This window comes from Pseudomonas crudilactis (assembly GCF_013433315.1).
GTDB lineage: Bacteria > Pseudomonadota > Gammaproteobacteria > Pseudomonadales > Pseudomonadaceae > Aquipseudomonas > Aquipseudomonas crudilactis.
Genome location: NZ_WXVV01000034.1, coordinates 64,302 through 74,192, shown reverse-complemented (window position 1 = coordinate 74,192; position 9,891 = coordinate 64,302). Strand labels below are relative to the sequence as shown.

At 58.0% G+C, this 9,891-nt stretch carries 9 protein-coding genes and 1 pseudogene; 2 read left to right on the top strand and 8 right to left on the bottom strand.

Annotation, left to right across the window (positions count from 1 at the left end; all coding sequences use genetic code 11):
* Nucleotides 1–343 (top strand): integrase core domain-containing protein (locus GTU76_RS28135; protein WP_180700108.1); only part of this gene is annotated, 343 nt, incomplete at its 5' end.
* 55 nt (nucleotides 344–398) lie between these two features.
* Here the strand turns inward: GTU76_RS28135 and GTU76_RS28130 are convergent.
* A pseudogene (locus tag GTU76_RS28130) lies at nucleotides 399–1,022 on the bottom strand (VanW family protein); the annotation flags it as partial.
* Nucleotides 1,023–1,246: 224 nt separating this feature from the next.
* Here GTU76_RS28130 and GTU76_RS28125 point away from each other — a divergent pair.
* Entirely contained in the window at nucleotides 1,247–2,050 is an 804-nt protein-coding gene (locus GTU76_RS28125; protein ID WP_016983328.1) for a glycosyltransferase family 2 protein, read from the top strand.
* Between the two features lie 340 nt (nucleotides 2,051–2,390).
* On the opposite strand, the gene GTU76_RS28120 is transcribed toward GTU76_RS28125, so the two are convergent.
* The 7 genes from GTU76_RS28120 to GTU76_RS28090 form a co-directional block, all read right to left on the bottom strand.
* Complete coding sequence (locus GTU76_RS28120) at nucleotides 2,391–2,975, bottom strand: hypothetical protein (RefSeq protein ID WP_016983329.1); 585 nt, start codon at nucleotides 2,973–2,975, stop codon at nucleotides 2,391–2,393.
* Nucleotides 2,976–3,060: 85 nt separating this feature from the next.
* The gene (locus tag GTU76_RS28115) at nucleotides 3,061–3,243 is read right to left on the bottom strand and encodes a hypothetical protein (protein ID WP_180700107.1); all 183 of its coding nucleotides are present in this window, start codon (nucleotides 3,241–3,243) and stop codon (nucleotides 3,061–3,063) included.
* 10 nt (nucleotides 3,244–3,253) lie between these two features.
* The gene (locus GTU76_RS28110) at nucleotides 3,254–3,496 is read right to left on the bottom strand and encodes a hypothetical protein (protein WP_180700106.1); all 243 of its coding nucleotides are present in this window, start codon (nucleotides 3,494–3,496) and stop codon (nucleotides 3,254–3,256) included.
* A 194-nt stretch (nucleotides 3,497–3,690) separates the two neighbouring features.
* Nucleotides 3,691–4,758: a lipocalin-like domain-containing protein gene (locus tag GTU76_RS28105; protein WP_180700105.1), complete on the bottom strand. Its 1,068-nt coding sequence runs from the start codon at nucleotides 4,756–4,758 to the stop codon at nucleotides 3,691–3,693.
* Nucleotides 4,748–7,219, bottom strand: a complete 2,472-nt coding sequence (locus GTU76_RS28100) for an FtsX-like permease family protein (protein ID WP_180700104.1) — start codon at nucleotides 7,217–7,219, stop codon at nucleotides 4,748–4,750. Before GTU76_RS28100 ends, GTU76_RS28105 begins: the two co-directional genes overlap by 11 nt.
* A complete protein-coding gene (locus tag GTU76_RS28095; protein WP_180700103.1) occupies nucleotides 7,216–7,869 on the bottom strand; it encodes an ABC transporter ATP-binding protein in 654 nt (217 codons plus the stop codon). The genes GTU76_RS28100 and GTU76_RS28095 overlap by 4 nt, the downstream gene beginning before the upstream one ends.
* Before the next feature lie 174 nt (nucleotides 7,870–8,043).
* Complete coding sequence (locus GTU76_RS28090; RefSeq protein ID WP_180700102.1) at nucleotides 8,044–9,741, bottom strand: sulfatase-like hydrolase/transferase; 1,698 nt, start codon at nucleotides 9,739–9,741, stop codon at nucleotides 8,044–8,046.
* Between the last annotated feature and the right edge of the window lie 150 nt (nucleotides 9,742–9,891).

The window sequence follows — 9,891 nt, the reverse complement described above, 5'->3', positions numbered from 1 at the left end:
TCGAGCGTTAAAGATGGCTTTCGAGTCGCGAGGACGCCCTGAAAACCTAATGTTTCATTCGGATCAGGGCTGTCATTACAGCAGTAAAGTATTTCGTGAAACCCTGGCGGACATGCGCATAAAACAAAGTATGAGTCGACGAGGAAACTGCTGGGATAACGCCCCGATGGAGCGTTTCTTTGGCAGTTTGAAATCTGAATGGATACCCAAGGTCGGTTATCGAAACGAAGATGAAGCCAGTAGCGATGTGCTGCGCTACCTGACCCACTATTACAATCGGATCAGGCTACACAGTCACAACGGTTATCGAACTCCGGTAGACATGGAAGCCCTGGCGGCATGAAAAGGGATAAAACCCTATAACTGTGTCCAGGATCGTTTGACCAGATCAGATATTCCCTCACCCGATCACACAACAGCTCCCCTTCGAGTTGCGTCTCGCCGACGTTCAACTTCAGCTGAAAGTGCCGATCCGTCGGGTTGTGCAGCACCAGATCAACGTAGTTATAGAAAATCGCCGCCCCGGACCCGAACGGCAGCACCCGCCCTTCATCGGGAAACGGGTCGAAGCTGTGGTTGGAGCGTTCGACCACCACCAGCGGAGAATGAATGGCCATCCAGTGAATCAGGTTGCTCAGTTGGCAAATGCCACCGCCTACTCCGCGTCGAGCCTCGCCGAACGACAGTTCCATGCCTTCAACGTAGCCGCGCTTCAAAGTCGGGCGGCCGACGAGGCGGCAGAAGGAGAAGTGTTCGCCGGGGGCGATGATGACGCTGTCGATGGCGGCGACGGCGAGTTTGAGGTTGATGACTTTGTTGTGTTGCAGAGCGAGGTCGGAGTCGCCGAGTTTGCGGATGAGTTTCGAGGTGTGTTTTAGATAGCGATAAGGCAGGCGCTCGGCCGTGGTGACGGGACGTGCGTAGCGTTTGCTGGAGCAGCACCAGGCAATTTGACGGAACAGCCTTTTTTGCCACACGCGCAGCCAGTACAAGGCCGGGTGGTAGAGGGAAAGTGGTTTCATCCGTGACACAACGGCGCGCGCCGTTTCTTCCTTGAACCGTGAGAGGGGCGCGCATTTTATCCGGTAATGACCGGCAGCACCCCATGCATTTCATAAGACCAGCCGCCTCTCTTCGGCATACATCTACCGTCACATCCGCAAATTAAGGTTCGCCTAAGGTTGCCTCGCTACGATCGCGGCCACGAAACCCTGATGCCCTTGAATCGCAGATGAGTCCTTCCGACATGAAAGCGTTTGATTTACCAACCCAGCCAGCGTCGAATTTCAGCCTTGTCTTGGTAAATTACAAAACCCCGGACATCACCCGAATGTGCCTCGAGCTTTTGCGTGAGCACGTCCAGGAGCAACGCATTCCGGTGTGGGTGGTGGATAACGATTCGGCGGATGCGAGTCTCGATTACTTGCGTTCGCTCGACTGGATCAACTTGATCGAACGGCCTTCGCCGGGCAAGGAAGTCGGCCATATTGCGCATGGCAAGGCACTGGATCTGGCGCTGGAAAAAGTCGACACCGATTATCTGTTTCTGTTGCATACCGACACCTTTGTCTACGACAAAGAGGTGTTTGCCATGATGATGCGTGAATGCACGAAAAACCCGGATATGGCCGCAGTCGGTTGTGTAGAGCAACTCAATCGCGGGGTTGTTCGTGACACTTGGCGGTTAACTTCGCGTTTTTGCAAGCACTATGTTCGTAAAGCGAAAGTGCGTCTGGGTCTGCGTTCGAAAATGCCAAGACCCTACAAAGAAACTCATCTGAAAAGTTTCTGCACATTGTGGAATGCGCGCTTGATGAAGTCCCAAGGCTTGCACTTCTGCATGGATGAGCAGGTGCCCGGTTATGCGCTGCAAGATCGCATGAGCAGCCTGGGCTATGGCATCAAGTTCTTGTCGCCGCGCAAGATTTTCAGCTATCTGGATCACATCCAGTCAGGAACTGTCGCCGCTGCAGGCACTTACGGGAAAAATCACCGCAGGACGAAAATGTATCAGGCGACATTGAAGCGCTTTCAAGGGCAGCAAGCCTGACGCGCAAACCTAGGTTTAATTCACTGCAAACAAAAAGGGCGACTATAAAGTCGCCCTTTTTGCTTGCAGAAATTGTATACAACCACTCCGAAGAGGTGTTCGCCCAGTGTAATGGCCTGGCAATCCATGCACCGGTAAAGAGCCCTGACACTGGGCGAACGGGAGGGATTTTAATGGAAGTTGGCAGATATGTCCTCATGCTTAAACATGAAATTTATGTACCAGAAAGTTAAAAAATGTGCGCCACCGATATTTACCGGGAAACTTCCGACAGACTTTTTTATATGATTGTTCTCATACATAAAGCTGTACAAGAACAATCATTCTGTAGAGCTAATACTCAACTTTCGTGTTGACTGGTCACTTTCAAGATATCGGTGTAAGTGACAATAACGCTCTGCCCTTCTTTCAGATCTTTCAGTTTGGCTTGAATTTCAGGCTTTTTCACGTCGAGGACTTTCGACACGCCCGCTGGATTTTGCAGGGTCACCTGATTTGTCTTCAAATCAATTTTGGTGATTTTCAATTGCACCTGAACTTGGCGATACGCCTCGCCACCGGGGTTATCACTGCCCGGGGCCTTACGCAGTTCACCGGTACGTTCGGTGGTGCCAGGCAGACCTTTATCCACATCGGTGTCGAGGTAAGCGGCGACTGAACGCTGAACCTGAATGTTGACCTGATCGCCGGGCTTGAGATTGGCGAGGTTTTTCGCCTTATCAGTGAGCTGAACGTGAACCGGCTTGCCTTCGGCACCTTCGAGCACAACCTGATGGTTAGCGGCATCGACGGAGATCACTTTGGTGATGACCTGATCTGCTTCAACAGTGGCAGACAGCGGAATATCGGCAGCCATGGCGCCGAAGCTGGTGGCGGACAGTACGGTTGCGAGGGTGATGGCCTTGGCCAGTGCGTCGAGCTTCATAAGCAATACTTTCCCTGTGATGAATGGCAGCGCCCGGCGTTGAAGCGACTTCGACGCCGGGCGTGCCACTGAGCATAGACGCTGTTCAGGGCTTGGCTGGTGTTTGTTGCTTGGCGGTGTCCTGCGCGGTTGATTCGCCACTGGGCGTGCCTTTGCCAGTGTTTTCACGCTGTTTCGGGTCGGTGGGGCGCAGGGCGTCGTTGTCGCGTTCGGTTTCGCCGGGTGGCCGGGGTTCGTCGGGGTGTTGGTCTTGGGTGATGGGTTTCATGGGGTGGTCCTCAGGCTTCGGGGTCGTCGAGTTCACGGGTGACGTTGATCGCGGGGGAATCCTTGTGCAGGTCGTCGGCCTTGGCGCGCAGGATCTGCCATTGCTCAAGGTCGATGGTGCCTTGGCCAAGCAGGTCATCGGCGATGCGTTGCAGATCCAAGTAATATGCGTCGGGGGATTGCTGCCAGTAGGTCCGGTCATCAAACAGACGCTGCCAGGTGTTCATGTCTGGGGGTTGCAGGTCGTCGCTCATGGGGAAATCCTCGACGGCGTTTCGCAAAGGTGTGAGAGATATTTGGTAGAGGGGTTGAGAAGTAGCGGAGTTCCGGCCAATTTCTCTGTGGTGTCTGGGCGGGCGCTTTCGCGAGCAGGCTCGCTCCCACATTTTGATCTCGGTCAGATCCGGATTCTGCGCCCGTTACAACTCGCAGTTTTTACGAGGCGCTGTCAGTACCCGGTCATCTCTAGATAACCCTGGCCGGGATGACTCCCGTTGATGTGCACCGGGCCTTCCCAATAGGGGATGCGCAGGTTCATCCAGGCGTTGGGGTTGAGCGCATCGAGGGTGATGTCGAGGTGTTTATCGGGGATGCTGATCGACCATTTCACCGGCATCGCACGGCCGGCAACTTTTGCGGTGTCCTGCGGGACCAGTTCGATCTGCTCGCTGCGCAGGGTTTGCGTCTGACCGTCAGCAGCAATCCAGGTACCGGTGAGATACGGCGCGCCGTCCTTCTGGCGCATGCGATAGAGCATCACGTGCTCGCCACTGTCCAGATGCAGGGAAAACCAGTCCCAACCGGTTTGATTGGCGGTCAGCGGCTGGCTGCTCCACTCGCGATCAAGCCACGCGGGGCCACTGACGGTGTAGCTCTGGCCGTCGATCTGCAAAGTGCCGCGGGCCTGAAAAAACGGCTGACTGTAGTAATAAGAAGCCTGACCTTGTTCGGATTTCTGGCTGAAACCCTTGTCGCCCTGCAACACCAGCGGGCGGCTGGAAGTCAGGTGCAGTTGATAGGCGAAATCCTTGTCGCGAGCGCTGAGTTGCAGGTCGCTCAACGGATCCTGCGCCTGACTGGCGAACCGCCAATCATCAATCCACGCCTCGAACGGCGCCAGTTGCACACCCGCCTGCCCCACTCCGCCCCGCGCATAGCGTTCAGCCGCGTGATGCACCGTGCTGGAAGTCACCGCCGCATGTCCCAGCCAAACCGTCTGATTGCCCCACCCCGCCGTCTCCGCCACAGGTTTCAGCGCACTGCGAAACAGCGTCCACTGCACGCCGAACTCATTGCCCTGCTGATCCTTGAGATTGGCGGTGATGTACCACCACTCAATGCGAAAACCGTCATGCGCCCCGTGATCGGCCGGAAAACTGAACACCCGTCCCGGCACCACCGGCGTAAACGCCAACGCCTGATTGCCCATCCCGGCGAAGCCCTTCTGCTCCGGCGCCGATTGATCGCAACCACCGAGCAGCAACAAAACCATGAGCACAACGAAATTAATCCTCATGGGCAAATGTCCTCAGCAGGTCCGCCGGTTGCGTGCGGTACAGCGAATACAGCGGCCATGCCGAGGCCAGTAACGTCGCCAACAACGCCAACCCCATCAACTGCAACAATTGCCACGGAAACACCCGCAGCGGCAACCGCCAGCCAAACGCTTGCACGTTGATTACCGCGTCCAGACACCACGCCAGCGCGATCCCCAGCGGCGACGCCAACACCAGCGTCAGTACCGCCAGCAGCCAGGTCTGACCAAGATTGAGCAGCATCAATTGCCGTCGCGTTACGCCCAGCGCCCATAGCGGTGCGAGTTGGCCGAGGCGGCTTTGACTTTGCGTCAGCAGGCTGATGAACAGCGCCACGCCAGCCACCGCCAGGGTCAAACTGTTCAGCGCCGCCGTCGCCGCAAAGGTCCGCTCGAAGACTTGCACCGACCAGCCCTTGAGCCGCGCCTGATCGACGATGCGGCTGTCATCGAGTTGAAAGCGCGCCTGCAAGCTGTTCAACAACGCCGGAATGTTCTGCGGTTCGATGCGCAGATTGAAACGGTTCGGCGTCAACTGCGGCCAGTCGCGCAGCAGGTGATGGATGTTGACCAGCAAGTGCCCCTTGGGATTGCCGTAGTCGGCGTAGATGCCAACGATGCGCGGCGACCACGCACCATTCGGCGCAGGAATCGTCAGTCGATCGCCCGCCCGCACCTTCAGCCGACGCGCCAGTTGTTCGCTGAGCATCACCGCATCGTCGGTGGCCAGATGCGCCCACGGGTCGCTGCCACTGACATCAAGCAACGGCCAGTGCTGGCGATAATGCGCGTGATCGATGATGCCGAACACCTCCGCCGGCCAGCCTTGCAACGTCACCGCGACCTGCCAGTTGGGCAGAATCGCCGCGACGTTAGGCTGCTGCTTGAGCCAGCTGTACATTTCCCGCGACTGTGCCGGATTGCTCGGATTGATATACAACTCGGCACTCAGGCGTTGCTCTAGCCAGTCGTTGAAGGTCTGGCGAAATCCGGCAGTCATGCTGCCGGCGCCGATGTTGGCGGCCAGCGCCAGAAGCAAAGCCATCAGCGCCAGACTCAGTGCCGGCAGTTGCTGGCGGCAATCGGCGAGAAACCACTGGCCGAGCACCGAGCGACTGCGCCCGAGCAACTGATTCAACAGCGCGCTGAGCAACACCGGCAGCGCCAATGCGGCGCCGATCAGCAATCCGGCCATCAGGACAAAACCGCTGGCCAGACTGTCGCCCCAGATCAATGCCGCCAACGCGATCAAGCCCAATACCGCCGCCAGCCAACCTTGTCGGCGCAACCAGCGCGCATATTGCTGATGCCAGGCTTGCGGATCGGCCACGGCCAGCAACGGCAGGCGCGCAGCACGCAACAGGCTATTGGCCCCGGCGAGCAAGGCGCCGAGCAGGCTCAAACCGATGCCGCTGAACCACCACCAAGGGCTCAGACGCAACTGCCCCGCCACTTCCGCGCCGTACAAACCGCGCAGGCTGGCGGCGACGTCCGGCAACAACACACTGGCGAGCCAATAGCCGCTGATCACGCCGAGCAGCCCGCCGAGCAGCGCCAGCGCGCCCAACTCAACGATCAGGCAAAAGATCAACATCCGCGCACTGACACCGCAGGCGCGCAGCGTACGCAGCAAGCCGCGACGTTGCTCAAGAGCCAGCCCAATCGCGGCGTGGACGATGAACAAGCCGACCACGAACGAGAGAAATCCCAGCGCATCGAGATTGAGGTGAAAGCTCTCGGTCAGTCGCGCCAGATTGTTTTCCTCACCGCTGCTTTTTAGCTGCAACTGACCTTTGAACACGGCAGGCAACTCGGCGTGAAAATCCTTGGGCAGCAACAGCCGCGACAATTGCCCGGGCTGTTCCAGCCGGGTTTGTGCGACGCCGATGTCCACCAGCAACACGCCCGGCGCCATGTCCTTCTGCGCGAGCAGCGGTGGCAGTTTCAAGCCATTGAGCGTTTGCGGCGTGTCACCTTCGCGTAGATTCAGCGCCTGCAAGGTATCCGGGGAAATCCACGTATTTCCGGGCGGCGTGAAAAACTCGACAACACGCTCGATCGGCAGCGCCTGACCGGCCACCGCCGAATCGGCCGGCAGCGACACCGGTTCGATGCCCATCAATTGCAGCCGCTGATTGTCGAAGCCCTTGAGCAGCACCCGACCTTGCAACACTGGCGACACGGGCCAACCCTGTCGGCGCAGATCAACGAACCATTGTTGCGGGAATGTTGCCCCGTTCGGCGTACCGAGACTGGCCTGTGGTTCGCCGCCGATCAATTGGCTGGCCCGCGCGTAACTGTCACGCGCCTGACTGTTCAGCGCTTCGACGCCAGTCAACAGACTGGTCGCCAGCCACAACCCGGTCAGCACACTGAAAAACTGCACCGGATGACGCCGCCAATGGCTGAGCAGCGCACGCAGGGTCTGACGGAAAACGATCACGTCAGCCGCCCGCTGGACAACACCACTCGCTGCGCCAAGCGGGCGGCGACTCGCGGGCTGTGGGTGACCATCAACAACGTGGTCGGGGTGTCATCGAGCAATTCCAGCAACAGCCGCAGCACTTCGTCACTGGTCGCTTCATCGAGACTGCCGGTGGGTTCATCGGCCAGCAGCAATTTCGGCTGCGAGGCCAATGCCCGGCCCAACGCGACCCGCTGCTGCTGACCACCGGAAAGTTGCTCGGGATAACGCTTGAGCAAATCGCCGAGGCCCAGACGCTGCACCAGATGTGCCTGCCAACGCGGCTCATGGCGCCCGGCCAGACGCGCCTGAAACGCCAGATTGTCCTCGACGCGCAAACTGCCGATCAGGTTGAACTGCTGGAACACCAGACCGATTTCTGTGCGCCGCCAGTTCGCCAGTTGCGCCTCGTTCATGTTTTCCAGCCGATGCTCGCCGCTGCGAATGCTGCCGCTGTCGACTTTGTCGAGACCGGCCACTAGGTGCAGCAAGGTGCTTTTGCCGCTGCCGGACTCGCCCATCAGCGCAAGGCTACTGCCGGGCGCCAGTGTCAGGTCGACGCCTTGCAGCACCGGCAATGGGCCTTGTGGGGTGAGATAGCTTTTGAAGACGTTTTCAACACGAAGCATGCCGCCACCTGATCGGTCAGTGTGGGGCAAGGATAGCGGATGCCGATGACAGACCTGAATCTCGCGTTAAAGCAAATGGCCCCTTCGCGAGCAGGCTCGCTCCCACAGGTTGATCGCGTTCCAAAGGTGGGAGCGAGCTTGCTCGCGAAAGCGTCAACCCGGACAAGCTGAAGCTCACTGTCCCGCCGCAACATTCGCCGGCGCCTGCGATGGCGTGACAATGCTGCCCAGATCAATGTGCTTCCACTCAGGCTTGGCCCCCAACCGCGCATTGAAGCGGTAGTTGAAGGTGAATTCATCCGCCGTCGCGACACTCAGTGGCTTGCCATAAACAGCCTCGATCCCCGCCAGGTCGTAGCCCATCAACTGCAGCAGGGTCGGGAAGATGTTGTAGTGACTGGAACGATCCTTGTTCGCCGCCAATTGCGCCGACCAGTCCAGCGTCTTCAGATCGCTGCCAGAAATCACCACCAACGGCACCAGGCCCTCCTCCTCCACCGGATCGCCCCCGCAGTGGGTGTTCAAGCCCGGATTACCGCGCTCATGCAAATCCTGGCCATGATCAGACGTATAGATCAGCAACGCATTGTTCAGATTGCCCTGAGCGAACACCCGCGCAAAAAACTCGCCGACGTTCCACAACACGGTGTTCTTGTAGGCATTGCGGTACAGCACCCAGTCATCCGGCTGACCATTGAAACCGTTGCGTTCGCCGGTATCGGCCACCTCGGTGAACTGCCCGCGCGGCAAGGTCGGGCGGTAGGCCATGAACGCATCGGGATATTTGTCGTGCACCGGGAAGTGCGCGCCGACCTTGTTGATCACCACCAGCTCCGGCGTGTCATCGTTGAGCAATTCGATCAGCTTCGCCGCTGCCGCCATGTCGCGATCGCGCACGCTGGTCTGGTCGAACTGCACGAACTGGTCGATGTCCTTCTTCTCGGTGTCGGTCATCAGGTTCTGCAGATTGCCGGCGGTGCGCTGGGCGTCGATGTAAACGGTGCGCAGTCCGGCCTTCCTGGCGTACTGCCAGATCGACGGCAGCGTGCTGTTGATGCGCATGTAATCGGCGCGGGTACCGCCGTAGCGCAAAGTCACGTTGGTGTCGGCGCTGCAATTGGCGATGGAGGCGGCGTAGCCGTAATTGAAAATGTCGACGCCGGGGTGCGCTTGTTTGAGATTGCTGTGCACACCGAATGGCGCGTTGATGTCGAGGTAATTGCCGGAAATGCTTTCGTCGATGATCAGCACGATGTCATGGCCGACAGCTTGCGAGCTGCGCGCCAGTGTCACCGGTTCGCGCGGGCCGACGGTGTTGTGCAGCGCTTCATAGGTGAACAGGTTCAGGTAGGCCAGCGGCGTGTACATGATCGGCAAGCCACGGGCGCCCTCTCCCGCACGCAAGAACAGCACGGCACTGAGCAGCAACACGCCGCACAACGGCGCCGCCACACGTAACGCGTTGGGAATGGCCAGACCATGGCGTGGCTTCAGACCGATGCCGAACAACAACAGCAAACCACTGAGGGCGCCGTGCAGGATCGCGTCTCGATATTGGTACGCGGCTTCCTGAATGAAACCGCCGGAATACACCAGAGAGACGAAGCTGCTGTAGCTCAGGTAATCCGCGGTGACGCGGGTATATACGTCAAAAAATACCGCCGAGGCGAACATTGCCAATGCGAATAAATGTCGTATGAGGGCTTGCCGTATATAGGCCGTTAGATATAACGCTAAAGTAAGCGCCAAAAACATCGCGCCAAAAAGAAGTACAGCAAAACCGAAGCCGATAGCATTTAACCGATCAATGTAATATTCGGAATAAAGCAGCAAGTAAATAACTAAAAGCAGTTCTTTCAGATATCGAAACATGGCAATTCCGGTCGGGCAAAAACCGTAAAGGGTCAAGAGTTTGTCGGTCAAAATCTGACACTAGCACCCGGCCATCAAAGCGCAAGAAATGGCTGACTTTCTTCCAAAGCGTCAAAAAACCGATGACTCAAATCTGACACACTCAAGTTG